This is a genomic window from Stenotrophomonas maltophilia (assembly GCF_013464915.1).
GTDB classification, from domain to species: domain Bacteria; phylum Pseudomonadota; class Gammaproteobacteria; order Xanthomonadales; family Xanthomonadaceae; genus Stenotrophomonas; species Stenotrophomonas maltophilia_AT.
Map to the genome: position 1 here is coordinate 54,495 of NZ_RAVT01000009.1, position 24,535 is coordinate 79,029.

Annotated in this window: 26 protein-coding genes; 22 read left to right on the forward strand and 4 right to left on the reverse strand. The window is 65.2% G+C overall.

What is annotated here, in order from left to right:
- Positions 1–16: 16 nt before the first annotated feature.
- The 16 genes from rplX to D7T59_RS03465 all read left to right on the forward strand — a co-directional run bounded on the left by rplX (position 17) and on the right by D7T59_RS03465 (position 9,638).
- A complete protein-coding gene (gene rplX / locus D7T59_RS03390; protein WP_004154490.1) occupies positions 17–334 on the forward strand; it encodes a 50S ribosomal protein L24 in 318 nt (105 codons plus the stop codon).
- Between the two features lie 11 nt (positions 335–345).
- Positions 346–888, forward strand: coding sequence for a 50S ribosomal protein L5 (gene rplE, locus D7T59_RS03395; protein ID WP_004154491.1), 543 nt, complete (start codon positions 346–348; stop codon positions 886–888).
- A gap of 18 nt (positions 889–906) precedes the next feature.
- Positions 907–1,212 carry a 30S ribosomal protein S14 gene (rpsN, locus tag D7T59_RS03400; RefSeq protein WP_005408209.1) on the forward strand — a complete coding sequence of 102 codons (306 nt, stop codon included), beginning with the start codon at positions 907–909 and terminating at the stop codon, positions 1,210–1,212.
- A gap of 258 nt (positions 1,213–1,470) precedes the next feature.
- Positions 1,471–1,869, forward strand: coding sequence for a 30S ribosomal protein S8 (gene rpsH, locus D7T59_RS03405; RefSeq protein WP_005408210.1), 399 nt, complete (start codon positions 1,471–1,473; stop codon positions 1,867–1,869).
- Positions 1,870–1,887: 18 nt separating this feature from the next.
- Complete coding sequence (rplF, locus tag D7T59_RS03410; RefSeq protein ID WP_014646052.1) at positions 1,888–2,412, forward strand: 50S ribosomal protein L6; 525 nt, start codon at positions 1,888–1,890, stop codon at positions 2,410–2,412.
- A gap of 32 nt (positions 2,413–2,444) precedes the next feature.
- Positions 2,445–2,798 carry a 50S ribosomal protein L18 gene (rplR, locus tag D7T59_RS03415; protein ID WP_014646053.1) on the forward strand — a complete coding sequence of 118 codons (354 nt, stop codon included), beginning with the start codon at positions 2,445–2,447 and terminating at the stop codon, positions 2,796–2,798.
- 161 nt (positions 2,799–2,959) lie between these two features.
- A complete protein-coding gene (gene rpsE / locus D7T59_RS03420; RefSeq protein WP_005408213.1) occupies positions 2,960–3,502 on the forward strand; it encodes a 30S ribosomal protein S5 in 543 nt (180 codons plus the stop codon).
- Positions 3,495–3,686 carry a 50S ribosomal protein L30 gene (rpmD, locus tag D7T59_RS03425; protein ID WP_005408214.1) on the forward strand — a complete coding sequence of 64 codons (192 nt, stop codon included), beginning with the start codon at positions 3,495–3,497 and terminating at the stop codon, positions 3,684–3,686. Before rpsE ends, rpmD begins: the two co-directional genes overlap by 8 nt.
- Before the next feature lie 6 nt (positions 3,687–3,692).
- Positions 3,693–4,136, forward strand: a complete 444-nt coding sequence (gene rplO, locus D7T59_RS03430; RefSeq protein ID WP_004154498.1) for a 50S ribosomal protein L15 — start codon at positions 3,693–3,695, stop codon at positions 4,134–4,136.
- A gap of 7 nt (positions 4,137–4,143) precedes the next feature.
- Entirely contained in the window at positions 4,144–5,511 is a 1,368-nt protein-coding gene (gene secY, locus D7T59_RS03435; RefSeq protein WP_180850928.1) for a preprotein translocase subunit SecY, read from the forward strand.
- A 347-nt stretch (positions 5,512–5,858) separates the two neighbouring features.
- On the forward strand, positions 5,859–6,215 hold the full coding sequence (gene rpsM, locus D7T59_RS03440) for a 30S ribosomal protein S13 (RefSeq protein WP_004154500.1): 357 nt from the start codon (positions 5,859–5,861) through the stop codon (positions 6,213–6,215).
- 11 nt (positions 6,216–6,226) lie between these two features.
- Positions 6,227–6,616, forward strand: coding sequence for a 30S ribosomal protein S11 (gene rpsK, locus D7T59_RS03445; protein WP_004145443.1), 390 nt, complete (start codon positions 6,227–6,229; stop codon positions 6,614–6,616).
- Between the two features lie 15 nt (positions 6,617–6,631).
- Complete coding sequence (gene rpsD, locus D7T59_RS03450; protein ID WP_004145446.1) at positions 6,632–7,261, forward strand: 30S ribosomal protein S4; 630 nt, start codon at positions 6,632–6,634, stop codon at positions 7,259–7,261.
- A gap of 55 nt (positions 7,262–7,316) precedes the next feature.
- Positions 7,317–8,315 carry a DNA-directed RNA polymerase subunit alpha gene (locus D7T59_RS03455; protein ID WP_079220762.1) on the forward strand — a complete coding sequence of 333 codons (999 nt, stop codon included), beginning with the start codon at positions 7,317–7,319 and terminating at the stop codon, positions 8,313–8,315.
- Positions 8,316–8,506: 191 nt separating this feature from the next.
- Positions 8,507–8,890: a 50S ribosomal protein L17 gene (gene rplQ / locus D7T59_RS03460; RefSeq protein WP_005408217.1), complete on the forward strand. Its 384-nt coding sequence runs from the start codon at positions 8,507–8,509 to the stop codon at positions 8,888–8,890.
- A 241-nt stretch (positions 8,891–9,131) separates the two neighbouring features.
- Complete coding sequence (locus D7T59_RS03465) at positions 9,132–9,638, forward strand: disulfide bond formation protein B (protein WP_010483974.1); 507 nt, start codon at positions 9,132–9,134, stop codon at positions 9,636–9,638.
- Positions 9,639–9,733: 95 nt separating this feature from the next.
- Here the strand turns inward: D7T59_RS03465 and D7T59_RS03470 are convergent, their stop codons facing one another.
- Positions 9,734–11,860, reverse strand: coding sequence for a TonB-dependent receptor (locus tag D7T59_RS03470; protein ID WP_180850927.1), 2,127 nt, complete (start codon positions 11,858–11,860; stop codon positions 9,734–9,736).
- A 221-nt stretch (positions 11,861–12,081) separates the two neighbouring features.
- Between D7T59_RS03470 and D7T59_RS03475 the strand changes: the two genes are divergently transcribed.
- Positions 12,082–13,473, forward strand: a complete 1,392-nt coding sequence (locus tag D7T59_RS03475) for a class II 3-deoxy-7-phosphoheptulonate synthase (RefSeq protein WP_180850926.1) — start codon at positions 12,082–12,084, stop codon at positions 13,471–13,473.
- A 634-nt stretch (positions 13,474–14,107) separates the two neighbouring features.
- Entirely contained in the window at positions 14,108–15,295 is a 1,188-nt protein-coding gene (locus D7T59_RS03480) for a mechanosensitive ion channel family protein (RefSeq protein ID WP_219629776.1), read from the forward strand.
- A gap of 87 nt (positions 15,296–15,382) precedes the next feature.
- On the opposite strand, the gene D7T59_RS03485 is transcribed toward D7T59_RS03480, so the two are convergent.
- Genes D7T59_RS03485 through typA form a run of 3 tightly spaced genes read right to left on the reverse strand, consistent with a single transcriptional unit; the run spans position 15,383 to position 19,373 of the window.
- Positions 15,383–17,005 (reverse strand): amidase, encoded by a 1,623-nt coding sequence (locus D7T59_RS03485; protein WP_180853510.1) that lies wholly within the window; start codon positions 17,003–17,005, stop codon positions 15,383–15,385.
- 41 nt (positions 17,006–17,046) lie between these two features.
- The gene (locus D7T59_RS03490; RefSeq protein WP_005415426.1) at positions 17,047–17,514 is read right to left on the reverse strand and encodes a DUF2127 domain-containing protein; all 468 of its coding nucleotides are present in this window, start codon (positions 17,512–17,514) and stop codon (positions 17,047–17,049) included.
- A gap of 11 nt (positions 17,515–17,525) precedes the next feature.
- A complete protein-coding gene (gene typA / locus D7T59_RS03495) occupies positions 17,526–19,373 on the reverse strand; it encodes a translational GTPase TypA (RefSeq protein ID WP_032129766.1) in 1,848 nt (615 codons plus the stop codon).
- Between the two features lie 273 nt (positions 19,374–19,646).
- Between typA and D7T59_RS03500 the strand changes: the two genes are divergently transcribed.
- The 4 genes from D7T59_RS03500 (at position 19,647) to prpE (ending at position 24,517) form a co-directional block, all read left to right on the forward strand.
- Positions 19,647–20,138, forward strand: a complete 492-nt coding sequence (locus D7T59_RS03500) for a peptidylprolyl isomerase (protein ID WP_005408225.1) — start codon at positions 19,647–19,649, stop codon at positions 20,136–20,138.
- Between the two features lie 119 nt (positions 20,139–20,257).
- The gene (locus D7T59_RS03505; protein ID WP_004153634.1) at positions 20,258–21,244 is read left to right on the forward strand and encodes a malate dehydrogenase; all 987 of its coding nucleotides are present in this window, start codon (positions 20,258–20,260) and stop codon (positions 21,242–21,244) included.
- A 122-nt stretch (positions 21,245–21,366) separates the two neighbouring features.
- Complete coding sequence (locus D7T59_RS03510) at positions 21,367–21,981, forward strand: RluA family pseudouridine synthase (RefSeq protein ID WP_180853511.1); 615 nt, start codon at positions 21,367–21,369, stop codon at positions 21,979–21,981.
- Positions 21,982–22,636: 655 nt separating this feature from the next.
- On the forward strand, positions 22,637–24,517 hold the full coding sequence (gene prpE, locus D7T59_RS03515) for a propionate--CoA ligase (RefSeq protein WP_180851800.1): 1,881 nt from the start codon (positions 22,637–22,639) through the stop codon (positions 24,515–24,517).
- The last annotated feature ends 18 nt before the right edge of the window (positions 24,518–24,535 follow it).

The window sequence follows — 24,535 nt, forward strand, 5'->3', positions numbered from 1 at the left end:
GCGACAGGAGATAATCATGGCTAACCGTATCAAGAAGGGCGACCAGGTTGTCGTCAACGCTGGCAAGGACAAGGGCAAGCAGGGCGAAGTCGTCCGCGTCGACGGCGACCGCGTGGTCGTCGCCAACGTGAACATCGTCAAGCGCCACACCAAGCCGAACCCGCAGGCAGGTGTTGCCGGCGGCGTGGTCGAGCGCGAAGCTTCGATCCATATCTCCAACGTGAATGTTCTGAACCCGGCTTCGGGCAAGGGCGAACGCGTTGGCTTCAAGGTGCTGGAGGATGGACGCAAACTGCGTGTGTTCCGCTCCAGCGGTGAGGCGCTCGACGCCTGAGGAATGAGAAGATGAGTTCCCGTCTCGAAAAGTTCTACAAGGACGAAGTGGTGCCGGCGCTGATGAAGCAGTTCGGCTACACCAATCCGATGGAAGTGCCGAAGCTGGTCAAGGTCACCCTGAACATGGGTGTCGGCGAAGCGGCCACCAACAAGAAGATCCTGGAAAACGCCGTCGGCGACATGACCAAGATTTCCGGCCAGAAGCCGGTTGTCACCAAGTCGCGTGTGTCGGTTGCGTCGTTCAAGATCCGCGATGGTTGGCCGATCGGCTGCAAGACCACGCTGCGTCGCCACAAGATGTACGAGTTCCTGGATCGCCTGATCAACATCTCGCTGCCGCGCGTGCGCGACTTCCGTGGTGTTTCCGGTCGTTCCTTCGACGGCCGCGGCAACTTCAACATGGGTGTGAAGGAGCAGATCATCTTCCCGGAAATCGACTTCGACGCCGTCGACGCGATCCGCGGTATGGATATCGCCATCACCACCACTGCGAAGACCGACGCGGAAGCGAAGGCGCTGCTGGCAGCGTTCAAGTTCCCGTTCCGTAACTGATCTGTCGAGGAAACCGAAATGGCAAAGACCTCCATGGTCAACCGCGACATCAAGCGGGAAAAGCTGGCAAAGAAGTACGCTGAAAAGCGTGCGGCTCTGAAGAAGATCGTGTCCTCCGTGGACGCGACCTACGAAGAGAAGATCGACGCCGCAACCAAGCTGGCCAAGCTGCCGCGCGATTCGTCGCCGAGCCGCCAGCGCAACCGTTGCGAGCTGTCGGGTCGTCCGCGTGGCGTCTACAGCAAGTTCGGCCTGGGCCGTAACAAGCTGCGTGAAGCCACCATGCGTGGCGACGTCCCGGGTCTGCGCAAGGCCAGCTGGTAATCCCAGCCGGCCCTGCGATCAGGAGCCCCTTGGGGGGTTCCTGAACCGGGCAGGGGAGGCATTCAGCTTTCCCGACGCAAAAAAACCGAAGAGCCCGGCGCAAGCCGGGCTCTTTTGGCGTATACTCCCGCGTCTTGCCCTGCGCAAACGGGGTCGTAGGAGTGGGCTTCCGGCCCGCTGCATCAAGGGACCTGGCCCGTTTCCAGGAGACAACAGATTTTCGCGAAAGCGGATATCGGTGCACTCAAAGGTACTCATATGAGCATGACTGATCCCATCGCCGACCTGCTGGTCCGCATCAAGAATGCGGCCGCGGTAGGCAAGCAGACGGTGAAGGCCCCGTCGTCCAAGATCAAGGTTGCGATCGCCCAGGTCCTGAAGGACGAGGGTTACATCACCGACCTGCGCGTGACCCAGCTGGAAAACAACAAGTCCGAGCTGGAAATCGTGCTGAAGTATTTCGAAGGCAAGCCGGTCATCGCGACCCTGAAGCGCTTCTCGCGTTCGGGCCTGCGCCAGTACCGCGGCAAGAGCGAGCTGCCGAAGGTCATGAACGGCCTGGGTATCTCCATCATTTCCACCTCCAAGGGCATCATGACTGATGCGCAGGCGCGCCAGCTGGGCGTCGGCGGCGAAGTCCTGTGCTTCGTGGCCTAAGGCGAAAGGAGTAGAACTATGTCCCGCGTAGCCAAGAAGCCGATTACCCTGGGTAAGGTTGAACTGAACGTCCAGTCGGACAGCGTCACCGCCAAGGGCCCGAAGGGCACCCTGTCGCTGGCCAAGCCGGCCGGTATTGCCATCAACGTCGACAACGGCGTTGCCACCCTGAGCACCGAGAACGCCGAGCTGGTCGCACTGACCGGTACCGTGCGTGCGATCCTGTCCAACATGGTCAAGGGCGTGTCCGAAGGCTTCGAGCGCAAGCTGGAGCTGGTCGGCGTGGGTTACCGCGCTGCCATGCAGGGCAAGGACCTGAGCCTGTCCCTGGGCTTCTCGCACCCGGTCGTGTTCGTGGCGCCGGAAGGCATCACCATCACCACCCCGACCCAGACCGAGATCCTGGTCCAGGGCGCTGACAAGCAGGTCGTCGGTGAAGTTGCCGCCAAGATCCGTGCGTTCCGCAAGCCGGAGCCGTACAAGGGCAAGGGCGTGAAGTACTCCGACGAAGTCATCATCCGTAAGGAAGCCAAGAAGGCCTAATCAGGCGCTTCCGCTTTCAAAGGAAAAACATCATGAACAAGAACATCGCCCGCCTGCGTCGCGCCAAGTCGACCCGCGCCCACATCCGTGAGCTCGGCGTCGCCCGCCTGTCGGTGCTGCGCACCGGCCAGCACCTGTACGCCCAGGTCTTCACCGCCGACGGTTCCAAGGTGCTGGCTGCCGCCAACACCACCCAGACCGACGTCAAGGAAGGCCTGAAGAACGGCAAGAACGCCGATGCCGCCGCCAAGGTCGGCCGTATCGTCGCTGAGCGCGCCAAGGCCGCCGGCGTGGAGAAGGTTGCCTTCGATCGTTCGGGCTACCGCTACCACGGCCGCATCAAGGCCCTGGCAGAAGCCGCCCGCGAAGCCGGCCTGCAGTTCTAAGGGACAAGGGCAGGGGGCCGATGGCCTCCTGCCTGCCTGCTCGCCAGCCTGAGTGAGGCTGGACGGCGCCGCTCTTCTGCAGCGGTCCACCGGAACAACGCGTCACTCCACAACCATAAGCGGCCTCGAGCCGTACATACCCAAACAACCAAGGAATCAACATGGCAGAAGAGCGTCAGCAGCGGGGTCGCGATCGCGACCGTAACCGCGAAGAGAAGATCGACGACGGCATGATCGAAAAGCTGGTCGCGGTCAACCGCGTCAGCAAGACCGTCAAGGGTGGCCGCCAGTTCACCTTCACCGCCCTGACCGTTGTCGGCGACGGCGAAGGCAAGGTCGGTTTCGGTTATGGCAAGGCCCGCGAAGTGCCGGTCGCCATCCAGAAGTCGATGGAGCAGGCCCGCAAGAACCTGGTCAGCGTTGACCTGAACAACGGCACCCTGTGGCACACCATCAAGGATGGTCACGGCGCAGCCCGCGTGTTCATGCAGCCGGCTTCGGAAGGTACCGGTGTGATCGCCGGCGGTGCCATGCGCGCCGTGCTGGAAGCCGTTGGCGTGAAGAACGTGCTGGCCAAGGCCACCGGTTCGCGCAACCCGATCAACCTGGTGCGTGCCACCGTGAAGGGCCTGTCTGCTGCGCAGTCGCCGGCCCGCATCGCGGCCAAGCGCGGCAAGAAGGTGGAGGAACTCAACCATGGCTAATGAGTCCAACAAGACTGTCAAGGTCCGCCTGGTGCGTGGCCTGCGTGGCACCCAGTCGCGTCACCGCCTGTCGGTGCGTGCCCTGGGCCTGAACAAGCTCAACGATGTGCGTGAACTGAAGGACAGCCCGCAGGTGCGCGGCCTGATCAACAAGGTTCAGTACCTCGTCCAGGTTGAGGAGTAATCGACCATGACTCTGCGTCTCAATGAACTGAGCCCGGCACCGGGCGCCCGCACCGAGCGCACCCGCGTCGGTCGCGGTATCGGCTCGGGCCTGGGCAAGACTGCCGGCCGCGGCCACAAGGGTTCGTTCGCCCGCAAGGGTGGCGGCAAGATCAAGGCTGGCTTCGAAGGCGGCCAGACCCCCATGCAGCGTCGTCTGCCGAAGATCGGCTTCCGTTCGCCGATCGCCAAGGACACCGCTGAAGTGCTGCTGTACGCGCTGGACAAGCTGCCGGCCGGTGAGATCGACTTCGCCGCCCTGCGTGCTGCCAAGCTGGTCCCGAGCACCGCAAAGAAGGCCAAGGTCGTCGTCAAGGGCGAAGTGACCAAGGCGTTCACCCTGAAGGGTATTGCTGCCACGGCCGGTGCCAAGGCTGCGATCGAAGCTGCCGGCGGCAGCGTAACGGAGTAAGAAAATCATGGCGCAAGCTGGCATCGGTAACCTCGCGGGCGGAATGGGCAAGTTCACTGAACTTCGCCAACGTTTGCTGTTCGTCGTCGGGGCTTTGATCGTCTATCGCATCGGCTGCTACGTGCCGGTGCCGGGCGTCAATCCCGATGCCATGCTTGCCATGATGCAACAGCAGGGCGGCGGCATCGTGGACATGTTCAACATGTTCTCGGGCGGCGCCCTGCACCGTTTCAGCATCTTCGCGCTGAACGTGATGCCGTACATCTCGGCATCGATCGTGATGCAGCTGGCCGTGCACATCTTCCCCGCCCTGAAGGCGATGCAGAAGGAAGGTGAGTCCGGCCGCCGCAAGATCACCCAGTATTCGCGCATCGGCGCCGTGCTGCTGGCAGTGGTGCAGGGTGGCTCGATCGCGCTGGCCCTGCAGGGCCAGGTCTCGCCGTCGGGCGCTCCGGTCGTGTACGCACCGGGCATGGGCTTCGTGCTCACCGCCGTGGTCGCGCTGACCGCCGGCACCATGTTCCTGATGTGGGTCGGTGAGCAGGTCACCGAGCGCGGCATCGGCAACGGCGTGTCGCTGATCATCTTCGCCGGTATCGTCGCCGGCCTGCCGGGTGCGGTCATCCACACCTTCGACGCCTACCGCGACGGCAACATCCAGTTCATCCAGCTGCTGCTGATCGCCATCGTCGTGCTCGCCTTCACCTTCTTCGTGGTGTTCGTCGAGCGTGGCCAGCGCCGGATCACGGTCAACTACGCGCGCCGCCAGGGCGGTCGCAACGCGTACATGAACCAGACCTCGTTCCTGCCGCTGAAGCTCAACATGGCCGGCGTCATCCCGGCGATCTTCGCCTCGAGCCTGCTGGCCTTCCCGGCCACCCTGGCCATGTGGTCCGGCCAGGCCGCCAACCAGAGCAACTTCGGCCAGATCCTGCAGAAGGTCGCCAATGCGCTGGGCCCGGGCGAGCCGCTGCACATGATCGTGTTCGCCGCGCTGATCACCGGTTTCGCGTTCTTCTATACCGCGCTGGTGTTCAACTCGCAGGAAACCGCCGACAACCTGAAGAAGTCGGGCGCGCTGATTCCGGGCATCCGTCCGGGCAAGGCCACCGCCGACTACATCGACGGCGTGCTGACCCGCCTGACCGCAGCCGGCTCGGCCTACCTGGTGATCGTCTGCCTGCTGCCGGAACTGATGCGCACGCAGCTGAACGCCTCGTTCTACTTCGGCGGTACTTCGCTGCTGATCGTGGTGGTGGTGGTGATGGACTTCATCGCCCAGGTGCAGGCGCACCTGATGTCCCACCAGTACGAGAGCCTGCTGAAGAAGGCCAACCTGAAGGGCGGCAACCGCGGCGGTTTTGCCCGCGGCTGATTGGCCTGTTATACTTTCGTCTTCCTGACGTGATGGTCCCTCCGCTTCGCGGACCCCGGCCACACAAACGAAGGGCGGCCCCCGCAGCGGTTCCGGGTGGGGGTGTGATGAGGTGGTCCCGCGCTGGAGTAGCGCGGGCGGCCCCGGGGGAAACCCCTGGTCCAACCCCATCCGGCGCCGGAGCCTGGGCACACTCCCCAGGCCGGGTTCATGAAACCAATGGTTTCACGGGCTTCCATGTAAACCGGAACCTTGTTAGTATCGCTAGTTCACTTTTTTGATCCATCCTGCCGGATTGGCGTGCCCGAGGCGCGCTGTCGGCCATCACTCAGCTGGAGAACCGCGTCATGGCGCGTATTGCAGGCGTCAACCTGCCAGCCCAGAAGCACGTCTGGGTCGGGTTGCAAAGCATTTACGGCATCGGCCGTACCCGTTCGAAGAAGGTCTGCGAAGTCGCAGGCGTTGCTTCGACCACCAAGATCCGCGATCTGTCGGAGCCGGAAATCGAGCGCCTGCGCGCCGAAGTCGGCAAGTACATCGTGGAAGGCGATCTGCGCCGTGAGATCGGCATCGCGATCAAGCGCCTGATGGACCTGGGCTGCTACCGCGGCCTGCGTCACCGTCGTGGCCTCCCGCTGCGTGGCCAGCGCACCCGTACCAACGCCCGCACCCGCAAGGGTCCGCGCAAGGCGATCAAGAAGTAAGGGACTGAGAAATGGCTAAGCCCGCTGCTAAGACCAAGAAGAAGATCAAGCGCGTCGTCACCGACGGCGTTGCCCACGTCCACGCTTCGTTCAACAACACCATCGTCACCATCACCGACCGCCAGGGCAACGCTCTGTCGTGGGCGACCTCCGGTGGCGCTGGCTTCCGCGGTTCGCGCAAGTCGACCCCGTTCGCTGCCCAGGTGGCTGCTGAAAAGGCCGGTCGTGCTGCGCTGGACTACGGCGTGAAGTCGCTGGAAGTCCGCATCAAGGGCCCGGGTCCGGGCCGTGAGTCGGCCGTGCGTTCGTTGAACAACGTCGGCTACAAGATCACCAACATCATCGACGTGACGCCTATCCCGCACAACGGGTGCCGTCCGCCGAAGAAGCGTCGCGTCTAAAGGGAGCGATAAGAAATGGCTCGTTATATCGGTCCTACCTGTAAGCTCGCCCGTCGCGAAGGCGCCGACCTGTCCCTGAAGAGCCCGGCGCGTGCGCTGGACTCCAAGTGCAAGCTGGAGCAGAAGCCCGGCCAGCACGGCGCCACTGCCCGCAAGGGCAAGCTGTCCGACTACGCCACCCAGCTGCGTGAAAAGCAGAAGGTCAAGCGTATCTACGGCCTGCTGGAGCGTCAGTTCCGCAACTACTACAAGAAGGCCTCGACCAAGAAGGGCAACACCGGCGAGAACCTGCTGCAGCTGCTGGAAACCCGCCTGGACAACGTCGTCTACCGCATGGGCTTCGCCGTGACCCGTCCGGCTGCCCGTCAGCTGGTGTCGCACCGCGGCGTCACCGTGAATGGCAAGTCGGTCAACCTGGCTTCGTACCAGGTCAAGGCTGGCGACGCCATCGCCCTGTCTGAAAAGGCTGCCAAGCAGCTGCGCGTCCAGGAAGCCCTGACCGTCGCCGCCCAGCATGACCTGAGCCCGTCGTGGGTTGAAGTGGATTCCGGCAAGTTCACCGGCATCTTCAAGGCTGTTCCGGATCGTTCGGATCTGCCTGCGGACATCAACGAAGCGCTGATCGTCGAGCTGTATTCGAAGTAATTCACATTGGAGAGCCCCCGGCGACGGCCGGGGGTTCACTAGGAGAACCCGCAACATGACGGTTACCGCCAACCAGGTTCTGCGTCCTCGCGGTCCGCAGATCGAACGCCTTACCGACACCCGTGCAAAGGTCGTTATCGAACCTTTGGAGCGGGGTTACGGGCATACGCTGGGTAATGCCCTGCGTCGCGTGCTGCTGTCGTCCATCCCGGGCTTCGCCATCACGGAAGTCGAAATCGACGGCGTGTTGCACGAGTACACCACGGTCGAAGGTCTGCAGGAGGACGTGCTCGAAGTCCTGCTGAACCTCAAGGACGTGGCCATCCGTATGCATTCCGGCGACAGCGCCACCCTGTCCCTGTCCAAGCAGGGTCCGGGCGTTGTCACTGCTGCTGACATCAAGGTCGACCACAATGTGGAGATCCTGAACAGCGATCACGTGATCTGCCACCTGACCAAGGATACGGCGATCAACATGCGTCTGAAGATCGAACGTGGTTTCGGCTACCAGCCGGCTGCCGCGCGTCGTCGTCCGGACGAAGAAACCCGTGCCATCGGCCGCCTGGTCCTGGATGCCTCGTTCTCGCCGGTCCGCCGCGTCGCCTATGCCGTGGAAGCGGCCCGCGTCGAACAGCGTACCGACCTGGACAAGCTGGTCATCGATATCGAGACCAACGGCACCATCGATGCAGAGGAAGCCGTGCGCACCGCCGCCGACATCCTCAGCGACCAGCTGTCGGTGTTCGGTGACTTCACCCACCGCGACCGCGGTGCGGCCAAGCCGGCCAACAACGGCGTGGATCCGGTGCTGCTGCGCCCGATCGACGATCTGGAGCTGACCGTGCGTTCGGCCAACTGCCTGAAGGCTGAAAGCATCTACTACATCGGCGATCTGATCCAGAAGACCGAAGTGGAGCTGCTGAAGACCCCGAACCTGGGCAAGAAGTCGCTTACCGAGATCAAGGAAGTGCTGGCTCAGCGCGGCCTGTCGCTCGGCATGAAGCTGGAGAACTGGCCGCCGGCCGGCGTCGCCAGCCACGGCATGCTGGGCTGATATCGGTAATGCCTGGAGGCTCCACCGGCAACGGTGGAGCCTTCAACGCAACACAACACGCCACGACGAACCCCAGGTTCGCGCGGCAGGTCGTCCAGGACGGGCGGCCAGGACCATCCGCAGTCCACGCAGCAACGCCAGGATGGCGACAACGATCCACACAGCCTCATCATTAACCAAGGAATATCACCATGCGTCACCAGAAGTCTGGCCGTAAGTTCAGCCGTACCAGCGCCCACCGCGAAGCGATGTTCAAGAACATGGCTGCCTCGCTGTTCAAGCACGAGCTGATCAAGACCACCCTGCCGAAGGCCAAGGAACTGCGCCGCGTTGCCGAGCCGCTGATCACCCTGGCCAAGGTCGACTCCGTTGCCAACCGCCGTCTGGCCTTCGCCCGCCTGCGCGACAACGAAGCCGTGGGCAACCTGTTCACCATCCTGGGCCCGCGCTACGCGAACCGTCCGGGCGGCTACCTGCGCCTGCTGAAGTGCGGCTTCCGCGCCGGCGACAACGCGCCGATGGCCTACGTCGAGCTGGTCGACCGTCCGGTCGTGGCCGAGGAAGTGGCCGAGTAATCGGACCGCTCCAACGCGACACAGCGAAAGCCCGGCCTCTGCCGGGCTTTTGCGTTTCCGGGGTCGGATTCCTTTCCGCAGGTAAGGGCTCTGACCCCATTCCTGCAGCGCAGCGGGTCAGAGCCCGTTGCCTGCGCAACGGGATCCGACCCACACCGTTCCGACAGGCGTCATCTGTGGCGGTTCGAATGGCGCGCGCTCTCGGTTACGCTTGGCGTCTTGATCCATTCGAGCGTTGACGATGAATCCACTGCGCTGGCCCTTCCGCGCCCAGTTCTTCCTGGGCTTCCTGATCTGCGCAGGCCTGCTCGGCTACGCCATCTTCCTGCAGCTGAAGATGGGCCTGGAGCCGTGTCCGCTGTGCATCTTCCAGCGCCTGGCGTTCGCCGCGCTGGGCCTGCTGTTCCTGATCGGTGCGCTGCACGGGCCGTCCAACCGCCCCGGCCGGGCGACCTATGGCGTTCTGGCCTTCATTGCCGCGGCAGTAGGCGTCGGCATCGCCGCGCGCCACGTCTACGTGCAGATGCTGCCGCCTGAAATGGGTTCCACCTGTGGCCCGCCGCTGGCCTTCCTGAGCGAGACCATGGGGCCGCTGGAAGTGTTCCGCACGGTGCTGACCGGTACCGGCAACTGCGGGAACATCGACTGGACCTTCCTGGGCTTGACCATGCCGATGTGGTCGGGCGTGTGGTTCGTGCTGCTGGCGCTGTGGGCGCTGGTGGTATCGCTGCGCAAGGTCAAGCGCTGAGGCAAGGTAGTGCCGGCCGCTGGCCGGCAACCTCATGAGCGATGGCGGGTGTCCCGTAGTTGCCGGCCAGCGGCAGGCACTACCACGGTCCGTCCTCAGAAATCCTGCTGCAGGCTCAGGTAAGCGCCGCGGCGCGGCCCCCACTGCGGCGCGAACACGCCCACACCGCCACCGTCGCGCAGCTGGTAGCTGCGGTCCAGCGCGTTGATCACCGCCAGCTGCACATGCAGCGGATGCCCGCTTTCGGCGTTGAAGTCATGCCCGGCGCTGAGGTTCACCTGCAGGTACGACGGCAGCTCGCCGCCGTTGGGCACGCCCTCGATGTCCGAACGCAGGCCGCTGCCGAACACGTAGTTGGCGCCGATCCGGTTGTGCCCGGCGAAGGCGTAGCTGAGGCCGCCTGATGACGTCAGCTTCTGGTCGTGGTCGAGATGGATCCAGTGATCGGCCACGTAGGCCAGCGCGTCCGGGTCGAGGTTGTACTGGCTGGTGATGACCTGGGTGCCGATGGCCTTGTTGTACGCCGCGTTGAAGTAGGCGCTGAACGGGCCGTTGCTGTAGTCGGCGCTGAACTCCAGGCCGCGGATGTGGCCACGGCGATAGTTGAAGGTCGAGTAGATGTAGGCGGCGCCGAACTGGCCTTCATCCTGCAGGCGCGCGACGCGGCGGTCGTACGCGTCCAGGCCGAGCGTCAGGTGCTCACCCAGTTGCTGTGAGAGACCGATGTCGTAGTAGTCGCTGCGCTCGGCCAGCGGTGTGTTGTTGCCGCCACCGGGTTGCTGGTTGGTGGTACCGTCGTACAGGGCGATGTCGCTGCTGGCGATCAATTCGCTGGCCGGTGGCGTGAAGTAGCGCGAATAGCCGGCGTGCACGGTGGTGCTGTCGCTGGCATTCCAGACCACGCCCACGCGCGGGCTGAGCTGGCCCTCGCTGCGGCCGAAGGCCCTGTAGCGGTCGCCGCGCAGGCCGTAGTTCACGGTCCAGTCGTCGCCGATCTTCCATTCATCCTGCACGTACAACGCCATCGTGCTGGCATGGAACGCGCTGCGGTCGGGAATCAGCAGCGGCGTGGTGCTGGATTGCTGGCCGTTCTCGTCAACCGGGAACACCCAGCTGTTGCTGCCGGCCCGCGCGTTCTCGTAGTTGCCGTACAGGCCATAGCGCAGTGTGTGATCGTTGCCCAGCGGGGTGGAGAAGTCGGCCTGCAGGGTGTTGGCGCGGTTGCTGCGCTGCACCTGCGAGGCGACGCCACTGAACACCAGGTCGCCGATGACATCCGGGTTGAACGCTACATCGCTGTAGCGCTGCCCGGCGGACAGCTGGTAGGCGGTGCTGCCCAGCGTGCCCTGCAGCACCAGCATGCCGAAGCGGGTGGTCTCGCGCTGGGTTTCATCCAGCTGGCTGGAATCGAAGGTGGTGGTGTCCAGGTAGCCGAACTGCGGTGCCTGGCCCGGATTGACCGGAATCTGGAAGCGGTTGTTGGCGAAGCCGGCGAACACGCTCAGGCGGGTGTTCTCGTTGACCAGGTAGGTCAGGTCGGCGAATGCCTTGCCCTGGTGCGTGTCGTCGTGCAACGGCTTGCGTGTGTTGGTGGGGTTCTCCAGGCCGACGTCGTTCTGGTCGTAGTTGCCGGTCAGGAACCAGCTCCAGCGCCCCTGGCTGCCCCACCAGGAGGCATTCGGATTGACCTTGCCGAACGAGCCGGTGGTCAGCCCCGCGCTGCCGCCGTTGCCCAGCTCGGCACCATTGCGGGTGGTGATGTCGACCACTGCCGCGGTGCGCTCGCCGAACTGCGCCGGCAGTGCGCCGTCCATCAGGCGGATGCTCTTGATGGTGCGCGCGTCCAGGGTCTGGCCGAAACCGGAGATCGACTCGGGCAGCAGCACGCCGTTGATGCGGTACTGCAGGTTGGCGTGGTCGCCACGCACATGCACGCCGCCGTAGGAATCCTGGACCACGCCCGGGGCCTGCAGCAGCACCTGGCTGAGCGGCGCGGAAGCACCCAGCGGCTGTTTCTGGATGTCCTCGGCGGTGATCTGGTACTGGCTGCTGCCGATGTCCGGCGACAGCGTGTTGCGGGCCTGGTCGAGCTGGGCGTGGACGGTGACCGCATCCAGATCCTTGACGGACGAAGAGGCGTCGTCGGCTGCCGAGGCGATGGCGGGCAGGCTGGCCAGGGCCAGGGCGAAGGTGATGCCGATAGCGAGGGGCGAGGGCTTCATGGTGGGAGAGGTGGCGTCTGGATGTGGAAGGGGCCGGTCCATGACGTTGAAGTGTTACTCCGTAACAAAGCATGCGCCTGTCCAGGGCAGCTGACCATGCAGGATCTGGCCGCTGGCGTTGGCCTTTCCCTGCCGTTCAGGCGAGCAGGCCGGCCGGACCGGCCCTTTGCGTCAGCGGCTGGCTCTGCGACCATGACCGCCCCCCATCCCGGAAGTCCGCAATGAGCCTGTCCGCCGTTCCGCCCGTCCCCGATCCCGCCGCGACCGCCGCTGGCGCAGCCTGGTCGCCGGAGAGCTGGCGTGGCAAGACCGCGCTGCAGATGCCGACCTATCCCGATCCGGTGGCACTGGACGCGGCCCTGCACGAGCTGAAGCGGCTGCCGCCGCTGGTCACCTCATGGGAGATCCTGGCGCTGAAGCAGCAGCTGGCCGAGGCCCAGGAAGGCAAGCGCTTCCTGCTGCAGGGCGGCGACTGCGCCGAGAATTTCAGCGACTGCGAATCGGGCACCATCTCCAACCGGCTGAAGGTGCTGCTGCAGATGAGCCTGGTGCTGGTGCACGGCCTGCGCCAGCCGGTGATCCGTGTTGGCCGCTTCGCCGGCCAGTACGCCAAGCCGCGTTCGGCCGACACCGAGACCCGCGACGGCGTGACCCTGCCCAGCTATCGCGGCGATGTGATCAATGCGCCGGCCTTCACCGAAGCGGCACGCCTGCCGGACCCGAAGCGGATGCTGCAGGCCCACGCGCATTCGGCGATGACGATGAACTTCGTGCGCGCGCTGATCGATGGTGGTTTCGCCGACCTGCACCACCCCGAGTACTGGAACCTGGAGTGGGTGCGGCATTCGCCGCTGGCGGCCGAGTACCAGAAGATGGTGGCCTCGATTGGCGATGCAGTGCACTTCATGGAGACCCTGGCCGGGGCCCGCGTGCACAACCTCAACCGCATCGATTTCTACACCTCGCATGAAGCACTGCTGCTGCCCTACGAGCAGGCGCTGACCCGTCAGGTGCCGCGCCAGCAGGGCTGGTTGAACCTGAGCACGCATTACCCGTGGATCGGCATGCGTACGGCCGCGCTCGATGGCGCGCACGTGGAATACCTGCGTGGCGTGCGCAACCCGATTGCGATCAAGGTGGGCCCGTCGGTGACGCCGGACCAGCTGCTGCGCCTGATCGATGTGCTCAACCCGCATGACGAGCCGGGTCGACTGAGCTTCATCCACCGCATGGGTGCGGCGCAGATTGCCGAGAAGCTGCCGCCGCTGCTGGACGCGGTCAAGCGCGATGGCCGTCGCGTGCTGTGGGTGTGCGACGCGATGCACGGCAATACCGAAAGCACCGCCAATGGCTTCAAGACGCGCCGCTTCGACAACGTGCGTGGCGAAGTGGAGATGTCGTTCGACCTGCATGCGGCCGCAGGCACGCGCCTGGGTGGCGTGCACCTGGAACTGACCGGCGAAGACGTGACCGAGTGCACCGGTGGCGCGCGCGAACTGACCGAGCGTGACCTGGAACGTGCGTATCGTTCGACGGTGGACCCGCGGTTGAACTACGAGCAGTCGCTGGAGATCGCGATGGCGATCGTGCGCAAGCAGGAGCAGGTGCGGTAAGGGTTTTTCGGCAGGGCTTGCAGCCCTGCACCTGCTGCAATCAACGGCAACGGCAACGGCAACGGCAAAAGCAAAAGCAAAAGCAAAAGCAAAAGCCGATGCGGCATTCCGTGGGATGGCGGGGCGGTGTGGGTGGTCAGGACACGCCGTAAACCCATCCTTGGGGGCTCGATGGCGCCATCCATGGCGCCAACGGTCCTGCCCACCCACACCGCCCCGCCTCTGACAGATCCCTGCGGCTGTTGGTGGGTGTCGACCTTGGTCGCCCCGGTAGATCCACGCCATGCGTGGATGCTTTTGGATTCCAATTCGAAATATTCGATTCCGATGGAGATTCATCCACGCATGGCGTAGATCTACTGCAGATCGCGGARATCTGTCGAAGGCGGGGTGGGTCCGGTTGCGGGAGTGTCCGCGGCATGGATGCCGCGGCCAAGCCCCCAAGGATGGGTTTACGGCGTCTCCCGCAACCGGACCCACCCCGCCATCCCACAGGAAACCCGCTTCTGCTTCGGCTGTTGCTGTTGCTGTTGCTGCTGTTGCTGCTGTTGCTTCGGTTCGCAGCAGGTGCAGGGCTGCAAGCCCTGCCGACCAACACCCTTCTTACGAACGGCTGACGTGACGCTCATGCCCCATGCGCGAGGCTGTCCGCTTGGCTGTTCGATTGGAGGTGGCAACGGTGCACTGGCAAAGCGCACAGGCCTACGCATGGCCATTGGGATTGGCAGCAGTAGTGGGCGGCATTGGCGCGTGGCTGATCCTCTGGATCTACCATCGATTGAAAGGGCGTGATCGCCGGCGTGCCCGCATCGGTCGCGTGCTCGGGCTGCCGATGGCGACCGCCTGGCCACTGCTGCTGTTGATCCCCGCGCTGCAGGCCACGCCGCTGCAGGATCCGGTACTGGGCAATCTGCAGCATGTGCTGCACATCGCGCTGACCGCGTGCTTCATCTGGTTGCTGGTGCGCGCGGTGGCGGCGGGTGAGCGCGCGATCCTGCGCAGCCATCCCATCGATGTCTCCGACAACCTGGAAGCACGCCGCATCCAGACCCAGACGCGGGTGCTCAGCCGCGTGCTGATGGGTGGCATCATCGTGCTCGGCGCCTCGCTGGTGCTGTTGACCTTCCCGATGGTGCAGAAGATCGGCACGGCGCTGCTGGCGTCGGCGGGCCTGATCGGCCTGGTGGCCGGTATCGCGGCCAAGCCGGTGTTCGGCAACCTCATCGCCGGCCTGCAGATCGCGCTGACGCAGCCGATCCGCCTGGATGACGTGGTGATCGTCGAAGGCGAGTGGGGCCGCATCGAGGAGATCGGCAGCAGCTACGTGGTGGTGCGCATCTGGGACGAGCGGCGGATGGTGGTGCCGCTGACCTGGTTCATCGAGAACCCGTTCCAGAACTGGACGCGGCGCAGTGCCGACCTGCTTGGCACCGCGTTCCTGTGGTTGGACTACCGTGCGCCGATTGCGGCGATCCGTGCCGAGCTGGAGCGCATCTGTCGCGGCGAAGCATTGTGGGATGGCCGGGTCTGCGTGACCCAGGTGACCGAGACCAGCGAGCGTGCGATCCAGGTGCGCCTGCTGGTCAGCGCGCGCAGCTCCGGCGATGCCTTCGATCTGCGTTGCCTGGTGCGCGAACGCATGCTCGATTTCCTCGCACGTGAGCATCCGCAATCGCTGCCGCAGGTACGTGCACGCGTGCAGCACGATGACGAGCAGGACATGCCGCGTGCGCCACGTGCGCGTACCGCGGATGTGCGGTCGCCGGGTGCTGAAGATGGTGAGGCGGCGATCGTGCCGGTGGAGCCGGAACCCGGACGGTAGCGCCGGCGGCTGGCCGGCGACCTGGGATCTGCCGGCCAGCGGCCGGCACTACAGGATCATGGCTCGCCAGCGGCGGGCACTACCGGATCACGGTTCGCCGGCGTCGATCAGCGCATCGGTATCGAAGTGCGGTGGTCGTCGGGCACGGGTGCGCTGCTCGTAGGCGTAGGCCATCTCGATCAGCTTCGGCTCACTCCAGGCAGTGCCCATGAACAGCAGGCCGACCGGCAGGCCGTCGATCTGGCCCATCGGCACGGTCAGGCTGGGGTAACCGGCCACGGCAGCGGCGCTGTAGCTCTCGCCGGGGAAGTCGTCGCCTTCGCGGCGGATCGCCCATGCGACGCCGGTGGTCGGCGCCACCAGCGCATCGAGTTGATGGGCGGCGAGGGCGGCATCGATGCCTTCCGGGCCGGCCAACCGGCGCGCATCGCTGCGTGCGCGGATGTAGGCAGGGTCTGCCAGGCCGGCGGTGGCGTCGGCCTCCACCAGCAGTTCCTGGCCGAACAGGCCCAGTTCCTGCTTGCTGTGCGCCTGGTTGAAGGCGATCAGGTCTGCCAGGCTGCGCAGCGGAGCGCGATGGGTGCTGAAGTAGCGCTCCAGGCCTGCCTTGAATTCGTACAGCAGCAGCGTGCGCTCGGCTTCGGCCCAGGCGCCCTGGTTGGGCAGTTCGACGGGTACCACGACGGCACCGGCGCGACGCAGCTCGGTCGCCGCCTGATCGATCAGCGGTGGCATGCCGCGGTACTTCAGCAGCGGCGTCTGCAGCAGGCCGATGCGCTTGCCGCGCAGGCCCTGCGGGTCCAGGCGCGCGGTGTAGTCGTAGACCGCACGGCCGGGCATGGTCGCGGTGGCGGGATCGGCGTCATCGCGGCCGGCAATCGCGGTCAGCACGGCAGCAGCATCGGCGACGCTGCGGGTCATCGGTCCGGCGGTGTCCTGGCTGAAGGAGATCGGCACGATGCCATCGCGGCTGACCAGCCCGACCGTCGGCTTCAGGCCGACCACGCCGTTGATCGCCGCCGGGCAGACGATGCTGCCGTCGGTTTCGGTACCGATCGCCACGCTGGCCAGGTTGGCGGCCACGGCCACCGCGCTGCCGCTGCTGGAGCCGCACGGTGAATGGCTGATGCGGTAGGGGTTGCGGGTCTGGCCGCCGCGCGCGCTCCAGCCGGAGATGGAGTCATTGCCGCGGAAGTTGGCCCACTCGCTGAGGTTGGTCTTGCCCAGCACCACGGCGCCGGCGTCGCGCAGCCGGCGCACCAGGTAGGCGTCGTCCGGGCGGAAGCCCTGCAGGGCCAGCGAGCCGGCACTGGTGGCCATCGGTGCGGCGTTGATGTTGTCCTTCAGCAGCAGCGGGATGCCATGCAGCGGACCGCGCAGGCGTCCTTCGCGGCGCTCGCGGTCGCGTGCGGCGGCTTCCTTCAGGGCATCGGGGTTGAGCTCGATCACCGCGCGCAGGCGTGGCCCGGTGCGGTCGAGGCTGGCGATGCGCTGCAGGTAGGCCTGGGTCAGGGTGGTGCTGTCCAGCTCACCGGCGGTCATCCGCGCCTGCAGGTCGGCGACATCGGTTTCGGCGTACGGGAACGGCACGTTGCGGCTCGCAGGTTCGGCCGCATGCGCGCTGGGCGTGGCCGGGCTGCAGCCAGCCGAAAGCAGCGCAGGCAGCGCGGCGAGCAGGCAGGTCAGCAGAGGCGGCAAGGACGGGCGCATGGGGCGGCTTGGTCGGCTCCAACCCCCAGTGTAGCCGGTGCTCAGCGGTGGCGCTTGCGCAGGTCGCGGGCGAGCACGTAGACCACGATCAGGTTGATCGCCAGGATCGTCCACGACGGCCAGCCGGGATGGCGGATGATCGCGAAGATGTCGAAAGGCAGGTACAGCGAGGCGGTCAGGCAGCCCAGCCAGGAGGCCCAGGCCTTGGCCCGCCAAAGACCCCAGGCTTCGACCAGGTGCAGCAGGCCGTAGCCGATCATCCCCGCCGCGGCCAGGTGGACCGCGTCGGGGCTGATCATGTGCAGCAGCGAGGGCAGGGTGCCATGGTCCGGATCCAGGCTGAAACGCCGGATCAGGACCATGATGCCGTGCCGCAGCGGCTGCGGCCCGAGCACTTCCAGCCCGGTGGCGGCCAACAGCGCAAGCATCGCCTTGCTCGCTTCGAGCAGGGCGATGACATGCAGGCCCGGATGCCGGTGCGGATCCGGGTTGTAGCCGCTCTGGTTCACGAGGTGCTGGCTCAGCCGCCGCGCGAAGCCTTCTTGCGGTCGCTTTCGGTCAGGAACTTCTTGCGCAGGCGGATCTCCTTCGGGGTGATCTCGACCAGCTCATCGTCTTCGATGAAGTCCAGGGCCTGTTCCAGCGAGTACTTGATCGCCGGGGTCAGCTGGATCGCATCGTCCTTGCCCGAAGCGCGCATGTTGGTCAGCGGCTTGGTCTTGATCGCGTTGACGGTCAGGTCGTTGTCCTTGGAGTGGATGCCGACCAGCTGACCCTCATACACGTTGTCGCCTTCAGCAGCGAACAGCTTGCCGCGCTCCTGCAGCGGGCCCAGCGAGTAGGCCGGCGTGGTGCCCGGCGCATTGGCGATCATCACGCCGTTGATGCGCTTGGCGATCGCGCCCTGTTCCTTCGGACCGTAGTGGTCGAACACGTGGAACAGCAGGCCCGAACCCTGGGTCAGGGTCTTGAACTCGTTCTGGAAGCCGATCAGGCCACGGGCCGGGATCGAGTACTCCAGGCGGACACGGCCCTTGCCGTCCGATTCCATGTTCTTCAGCTGGCCCTTGCGGGTGCCCAGCTTTTCCATCACGCCGCCCTGGTGGATTTCTTCGATGTCCACCACCAGCTGCTCGATCGGCTCCATCATCTGGCCGTCGATTTCCTTGATGATCACTTCCGGGCGCGACACGGCCAGCTCGTAGCCTTCGCGACGCATGTTCTCGATCAGCACCGACAGGTGCAGTTCGCCACGGCCGGAGACCAGGAACTTGTCGGCGTCTTCCAGCTGCTCGACCTTCAGGGCCACGTTGTGGACCTTTTCACGGTCCAGGCGGTCCTTGATCTGGCGGCTGGTCAGGAACTTGCCACCGGACAGGTCCTTGTTGCCGGCGAACGGCGAGTTGTTGACCTGGAAGGTCATCGAGATGGTCGGCTCGTCGACGGTCAGCGCCGGCAGGGCTTCCGGGGTATCCGGGGCGCAGATGGTGTCGGAGATGGTCAGCTCCTGGATGCCGGAGATGGCCACGATGTCGCCGGCCTCGGCGGTATCCTGCTCGATGCGCTCCAGGCCCATGAAGCCCAGCACCTGCAGCACCTTGCCGTTGCGCTTCTTGCCTTCACGGTCGATGACCGCGACCTGCATGTTCTTCTTCAGGGTGCCGCGCTGGATGCGGCCGATGCCGATCACGCCCACGAAGTTGTTGTAGTCCAGCTGGCTGATGCGCATCTGGAACGGGCCTTCCGGGTCCACTTCCGGACGCGGCGCGTGCTGCATGATCGCTTCGTACAGCGGGGTCATGTCGCCGTCGCGCACGGTGTCTTCCAGGCCGGCATAGCCGTTCAGGCCCGAGGCGTAGACGATCGGGAAGTCCAGCTGTTCGTTGGTGGCGCCGAGCTTGTCGAACAGGTCGAAGACCTGGTCGATCACCCATTCCGGACGGGCGCCCGGACGGTCGACCTTGTTGACCACGACGATCGGCTTGAAGCCCATCGCGAAGGCCTTCTGGGTCACGAAGCGGGTCTGCGGCATCGGGCCGTCCATCGCATCGACCAGGATCAGCACGGTGTCGACCATCGACAGCACGCGCTCGACCTCACCACCGAAGTCGGCGTGGCCGGGGGTGTCGACGATGTTGATCCGGTTCTTGATGCCGGTCTTCTTGTCTTCCCAGGTGATGGCGGTGTTCTTGGCCAGGATGGTGATGCCGCGTTCCTTTTCCTGGTCGTTGCTGTCCATCACGCGCTCGGCGAGGACGGTACGCTCGGACAGGGTGCCGGACTGCTTCAGCAGCTGGTCGACCAGGGTGGTCTTGCCATGGTCGACGTGGGCGACGATGGCGATGTTGCGAAGATTTTCGATGGACATACGAAAGGGGGCCAGTCGGCGCCGGATTTGGAAAAAGAAGTCCAACATTATACGTCGAACTTGACGATTCGCGAAAAGGTGGATTTCACGCCCGTCGCGAGGCCCATTCAGCTGGCGGTCCGCGGCACCTGCCGAGGCCGCCTGGCCTGCACGGCGGGGCACCCCGTCCCGTGGCTGAAGCCTGGATCTGCGCCCATGGTCGAAGCCGCCGCCGCCACGAGGCAGGTGTAAACTAGGTGGCTAGACGCGTTCCCCTCTGCATCAAGGATCTTCATGTCCCTCATCGCCACTTTCGACACCACCCAGGGCCCGATCAAGGTCGAGCTGTTCGCCGACAAGGCGCCGCTGACCGTGGCCAACTTCGTGAACCTGGTCAAGCACGGTTTCTATGACGGCCTGATCTTCCACCGCGTGATCGCCGACTTCATGATCCAGGGCGGCTGCCCGCAGGGTCGTGGCACCGGCGGCCCGGGCTACAAGTTCGAAGACGAGAAGAATGGCGTGAAGCACGAGGTCGGCTCGCTGTCGATGGCCAACGCCGGCCCGAACACCAACGGCAGCCAGTTCTTCATCACCCACATCAAGACCGACTGGCTGGACGGCCGCCACACCGTCTTCGGCAAGGTCCTGGAAGGCCAGGCCATCGTCGATTCGGTCAAGCAGGGTGACGTGATCCATTCGATCACCCTGGAAGGCGACGTCGACGCCGTGCTGGCCGCCCAGGCCGACCGCGTCGCCGAGTGGAACAAGCACCTCGCCGCCTGATCCCCCTTCGAAACGGCCACCCTCGGGTGGCCGTTTCCCTGTTCCCCGCCGCCCGCCAGGCCTGCGTGGCCACGCCCGCGGCGTCCCATCAAACGCTTGCAAGCAAGAGGAAACCCCCCATGAAAGCACCCGTTCGTGTTGCCGTGACCGGCGCCGCCGGCCAGATCGGTTATGCCCTGCTGTTCCGCATCGCCTCCGGCGAAATGCTGGGCAAGGACCAGCCGGTCATCCTGCAGCTGCTGGAACTGCCGGTGGACAAGGCCCAGGCCGCCCTGAAGGGCGTGATGATGGAGCTGGAAGACTGCGCCTTCCCGCTGCTGGCCGGCATGGTCGGCACCGATGACGCCGAAGTCGCGTTCAAGGACGCCGACATCGCCCTGCTGGTCGGCGCGCGTCCGCGTGGCCCGGGCATGGAGCGCAAGGACCTGCTGCTGGAAAACGCCAAGATCTTCACCGCCCAGGGCGCGGCGCTGAACAAGGTCGCCAGCCGTGACGTGAAGGTGCTGGTGGTCGGCAACCCGGCCAACACCAACGCCTACATCGCGATGAAGTCGGCCCCGGACCTGAAGCCGGAAAACTTCACCGCCATGCTGCGCCTGGACCACAACCGCGCGCTGAGCCAGCTGTCGACCAAGCTCGGCAAGCCGGTCGGTGGCATGGAGAAGCTGGTCGTGTGGGGCAACCACAGCCCGACCATGTACCCGGACTACCGTTTCGCCACCGCAGATGGTGCGTCGATCGCCGATGCGATCAACGACCAGGAGTGGAACGCCAACACCTTCATCCCGACCGTCGGCAAGCGCGGCGCGGCGATCATCGAAGCCCGTGGCTCGTCCTCGGCTGCCTCGGCCGCCAACGCCGCCATCGACCACGTGCGTGACTGGGTGCTGGGCAGCAACGGCAAGTGGGTCACCATGGGCGTGCCGTCCGACGGTTCCTACGGCATTCCGGAAGGCGTGATCTTCGGCTTCGCGGTGACCACCGAGAACGGCAAGTACACCCTGGTCAAGGATCTGCCGATCGACGACTTCAGCCAGAAGTACATCGACAAGACCCTGGCCGAGCTGGAAGAAGAGCGCGCGGGCGTCGCCCACCTGCTGGGCTGATGCAGGCGGTACCGGCTCCGGTCGGTACGTCTTCCATCAAGGTAGGTACCGACCGCTGGTCGGTACGCAGAAAACGGGGAGGCTTCGGCTTCCCCGTTTTCATTTGGAGTTCCTGGAACCGCATGATCCACCTGCATTACATCGACGACGCGCTGCTGGTGGCCGAGAAGCCGGCCGGCCTGCTGTCCGTGCCCGGCCGCAGCGCCGAGAACCAGGACTGCGTGGTCGCGCGCCTGCAGGCGCTGTACCCGGATGCACTGACCGTACACCGCCTGGACCAGGTGACCTCCGGCCTGCTGCTGCATGCGCGCGGCAAGGACATGCAGGTGGCGTTGTCGATGCAGTTCGAGCAGCGCCAGGTTGGCAAGCGTTACGAAGCGATCGTGGAGGGGCTGCTTGAAGGCGATGCCGGCGAAGTGGACCTGCCGCTGATCGTGGACTGGCCGAACCGGCCGAAGCAGATGGTCGACCATGAGCGCGGCAAGCCGGCGCTGACGCGCTGGCGCGTGCTGGCCCGCGATGTTGAAGCGCGGCGCACGCGCGTGGCGCTGGAACCGATCACTGGCCGCAGCCATCAGCTGCGCCTGCACATGGCCAGCCTCGGCCATCCGATCGTTGGCGACGTGCTGTACGGCGCCGCACCGGCGCACCGAGTGCATCTGCATGCGCGCAGCCTGCGGTTCACCCATCCAGTGACGGGCGAGGCGCTCGCGTTCGAGTCCGCGACTCCGTTCTAGGGGTTCGGCAGGGCTTGCAGCCCTGCACCTGCGGTAGTGCCGGCCGCTGGCCGGCAACAGCAACAGCAACAGCAACAGCGTGCATTCCGTGGGATGGCGGGGCACTGTGGGTGTGCGGGGACGCCGTTAACCCGTCCATGGGGGCTTGGTCGCGGCATCCATGCCGCTCACACCCCGCAAACCCACAGTGCCCCACCTTCGACAGGCTCCCGCGGCTGTTGGTAACTGCGGCCGTTGTTCCGCGCGGCTGTTGGTAGGTGTCGACCTTGGTCGACACGATTCTTCTGTCAGATATCGAATGAATCATCCACGCATGGCGTGGATCTACCGTGTCGACCAAGGTCGACACCTACCAGAGCAATTTGCCGTTCCGGCAGATCGCGGAAAACTGTCGAAGGCGGGGTGGGTCCGGTTGCGGGAGTGTCCGCGGCATGGATGCCGCGGCCAAGCCCCCAAGGACGGGTTTACGGCGTCTCCCGCAACCGGACCCACCCCGCCATCCCCCAGTAGCCCAGCTTTTGACGTTGACGTTGATTCTGCAGGTGCAGGGCTGCAAGCCCTGCAGAACAACCCCACCCCCTACCAAGGTAGGGCGGCCCGCGCGCCAGCGCCGGACTATCCTCGAACCCATGACTTTGTCTGGGAGGGCTGCGTCATGAACTACGAGGAAACCTACCGTCGCTCGATCGACGAGCCGGAGGCCTTCTGGGGCGAGGAAGCCAAACGCATCCATTGGCATAAACCGCCGCAGCAGGTGCTGGATTACAGCAACCCGCCGTTCCGGCGCTGGTACGTCGGCGGTGAGACCAATCTCTGCTACAACGCCGTCGACCGCCACCTGGCCGAGCGCGCCGACCAGCTCGCGCTGGTCGCCATCTCCACCGAAACCAACAGCACGCGCGAGATCACCTATCGCCAGCTGTACCGCGAAGTGAACGACTTCGCCGCCGTGCTCAAGCACCTCGGTGTCGGTCACGGTGACCGCGTGGTGATCTACATGCCGAACATGGCCGAAGCCGTGTTCGCGATGCTGGCCTGCGCGCGCATCGGCGCGGTGCACTCGGTGGTCTTCGGTGGCTTTGCCGCGCACAACCTGGCGCTGCGCATCGACGACGCCAAGCCCAGGCTGCTGATCGCTGCCGATGCCGGCATGCGCGGTGGCAAGCTGATTCCGTACAAGCCGATGGTCGACGCCGCCTGCGCCGAAGCGGCTTCGCCGCCACCGCATGTGTTGATCGTGTCGCGCGGACTGGACGCAGCCGAACCGCGCGTGCCGGGCCGCGATGTGGAGTACGCCACCCTGCGCGCGCAGATCGGTGAGGTTGACGTGCCGGTGCAGTGGCTGGAGGCGAGCGAGCCGAGCTACCTGCTGTATACCTCCGGCACCACCGGCAAGCCGAAAGGCGTGCAGCGCGACGTGGGTGGTTACGCGGTGGCGATGGCGCAGTCGATGGAGACCGTGTTCGACTGCAAGCCGGGCCAGGTGATGTTCTCCACCTCCGACGTCGGTTGGGCGGTGGGCCATTCCTACAACGTGTATGGTCCGTTGATCGGCGGCTGCACCTCGCTGTTGTACGAAGGGTTGCCGACCAACCCGGACCCGGGCATCTGGTGGGCGCTGTGTGAGCAGTACAACGTGCGCACGATGTTCTCCTCGCCCACGGCCATCCGCGTGCTGAAGAAGCACGATGCAGACTTCATCCATCGCCACGATCTGCGCGCGCTGAAGTACCTGTTCCTGGCTGGTGAGCCGCTGGACGAACCCACCGCGCACTGGATCAGCGAAGCGCTGGGCAAGCCGATCATCGACAACTACTGGCAGACCGAAACCGGCTGGCCGGCGCTGACCCTGCTGCCGGGCCTGGAAATGAAGCCGGTGCGCTTCGGTTCGCCCGGCTTCCCCAATCTCGGTTACCGGATGAAGGTGATCGACGAGAACACCGGCGAGGAGGTGGCGCCGGGGCAGAAGGGCGTGCTGGTGGTGTCGCCACCGTTGCCGCCAGGCTGCATGAGCACGGTGTGGAATGATGACAGCCGCTTCCTGCAGAGCTACTTCAGCCACTTCAAGGAACTGTTGTACAGCTCGCTGGACTGGGCGATCCGCGACGACGATGGCTACACCTTCATCCTGGGGCGCACCGATGATGTGATCAACGTGGCCGGGCACCGCCTCGGCACGCGTGAGATCGAGGAAGCTATTTCCAGCCATCCGCGCGTGGCCGAGGCGGCGGTGATCGGGGTCAAGGACGAGCTGAAGGGGCAGGTGCCACTGGTGTTCGTTACCCTCAAGCAGGGGCTCAATGGTGAGGACCCGGCGCCGGTGGTGGCAGAGATGATGGCCACGGTGACCACCTCGCTCGGCGCGGTGGCGCGCCCGGCGCACGTGCATGTGGTCAACGCACTGCCCAAGACCCGTTCGGGCAAGTTGCTGCGGCGGTCGCTGCAGGCGCTGGCCGAACAGCGTGACCCGGGCGACCTGTCGACGCTGGATGACCCCAGCGCGCTGGAGGAGATCCGCCGGGCGCTGGGCCGTTGACCTGGTAGTGCCGGCCGC

What these genes read in the sequence shown, in the direction of transcription:
- rplX (WP_004154490.1), top strand. Translation starts at nt 17, where the DNA reads ATGGCTAACCGTATCAAGAAGGGCGACCAGGTTGTCGTCAACGCTGGC.
- rplE (WP_004154491.1), top strand. Translation starts at nt 346, where the DNA reads ATGAGTTCCCGTCTCGAAAAGTTCTACAAGGACGAAGTGGTGCCGGCG.
- rpsN (WP_005408209.1), top strand. Translation starts at nt 907, where the DNA reads ATGGCAAAGACCTCCATGGTCAACCGCGACATCAAGCGGGAAAAGCTG.
- rpsH (WP_005408210.1), top strand. Translation starts at nt 1,471, where the DNA reads ATGAGCATGACTGATCCCATCGCCGACCTGCTGGTCCGCATCAAGAAT.
- rplF (WP_014646052.1), top strand. Translation starts at nt 1,888, where the DNA reads ATGTCCCGCGTAGCCAAGAAGCCGATTACCCTGGGTAAGGTTGAACTG.
- rplR (WP_014646053.1), top strand. Translation starts at nt 2,445, where the DNA reads ATGAACAAGAACATCGCCCGCCTGCGTCGCGCCAAGTCGACCCGCGCC.
- rpsE (WP_005408213.1), top strand. Translation starts at nt 2,960, where the DNA reads ATGGCAGAAGAGCGTCAGCAGCGGGGTCGCGATCGCGACCGTAACCGC.
- rpmD (WP_005408214.1), top strand. Translation starts at nt 3,495, where the DNA reads ATGGCTAATGAGTCCAACAAGACTGTCAAGGTCCGCCTGGTGCGTGGC.
- rplO (WP_004154498.1), top strand. Translation starts at nt 3,693, where the DNA reads ATGACTCTGCGTCTCAATGAACTGAGCCCGGCACCGGGCGCCCGCACC.
- secY (WP_180850928.1), top strand. Translation starts at nt 4,144, where the DNA reads ATGGCGCAAGCTGGCATCGGTAACCTCGCGGGCGGAATGGGCAAGTTC.
- rpsM (WP_004154500.1), top strand. Translation starts at nt 5,859, where the DNA reads ATGGCGCGTATTGCAGGCGTCAACCTGCCAGCCCAGAAGCACGTCTGG.
- rpsK (WP_004145443.1), top strand. Translation starts at nt 6,227, where the DNA reads ATGGCTAAGCCCGCTGCTAAGACCAAGAAGAAGATCAAGCGCGTCGTC.
- rpsD (WP_004145446.1), top strand. Translation starts at nt 6,632, where the DNA reads ATGGCTCGTTATATCGGTCCTACCTGTAAGCTCGCCCGTCGCGAAGGC.
- D7T59_RS03455 (WP_079220762.1), top strand. Translation starts at nt 7,317, where the DNA reads ATGACGGTTACCGCCAACCAGGTTCTGCGTCCTCGCGGTCCGCAGATC.
- rplQ (WP_005408217.1), top strand. Translation starts at nt 8,507, where the DNA reads ATGCGTCACCAGAAGTCTGGCCGTAAGTTCAGCCGTACCAGCGCCCAC.
- D7T59_RS03465 (WP_010483974.1), top strand. Translation starts at nt 9,132, where the DNA reads ATGAATCCACTGCGCTGGCCCTTCCGCGCCCAGTTCTTCCTGGGCTTC.
- D7T59_RS03470 (WP_180850927.1), bottom strand. Translation starts at nt 11,860, where the DNA reads ATGAAGCCCTCGCCCCTCGCTATCGGCATCACCTTCGCCCTGGCCCTG.
- D7T59_RS03475 (WP_180850926.1), top strand. Translation starts at nt 12,082, where the DNA reads ATGAGCCTGTCCGCCGTTCCGCCCGTCCCCGATCCCGCCGCGACCGCC.
- D7T59_RS03480 (WP_219629776.1), top strand. Translation starts at nt 14,108, where the DNA reads ATGCGCGAGGCTGTCCGCTTGGCTGTTCGATTGGAGGTGGCAACGGTG.
- D7T59_RS03485 (WP_180853510.1), bottom strand. Translation starts at nt 17,005, where the DNA reads ATGCGCCCGTCCTTGCCGCCTCTGCTGACCTGCCTGCTCGCCGCGCTG.
- typA (WP_032129766.1), bottom strand. Translation starts at nt 19,373, where the DNA reads ATGTCCATCGAAAATCTTCGCAACATCGCCATCGTCGCCCACGTCGAC.
- D7T59_RS03500 (WP_005408225.1), top strand. Translation starts at nt 19,647, where the DNA reads ATGTCCCTCATCGCCACTTTCGACACCACCCAGGGCCCGATCAAGGTC.
- D7T59_RS03505 (WP_004153634.1), top strand. Translation starts at nt 20,258, where the DNA reads ATGAAAGCACCCGTTCGTGTTGCCGTGACCGGCGCCGCCGGCCAGATC.
- D7T59_RS03510 (WP_180853511.1), top strand. Translation starts at nt 21,367, where the DNA reads ATGATCCACCTGCATTACATCGACGACGCGCTGCTGGTGGCCGAGAAG.
- prpE (WP_180851800.1), top strand. Translation starts at nt 22,637, where the DNA reads ATGAACTACGAGGAAACCTACCGTCGCTCGATCGACGAGCCGGAGGCC.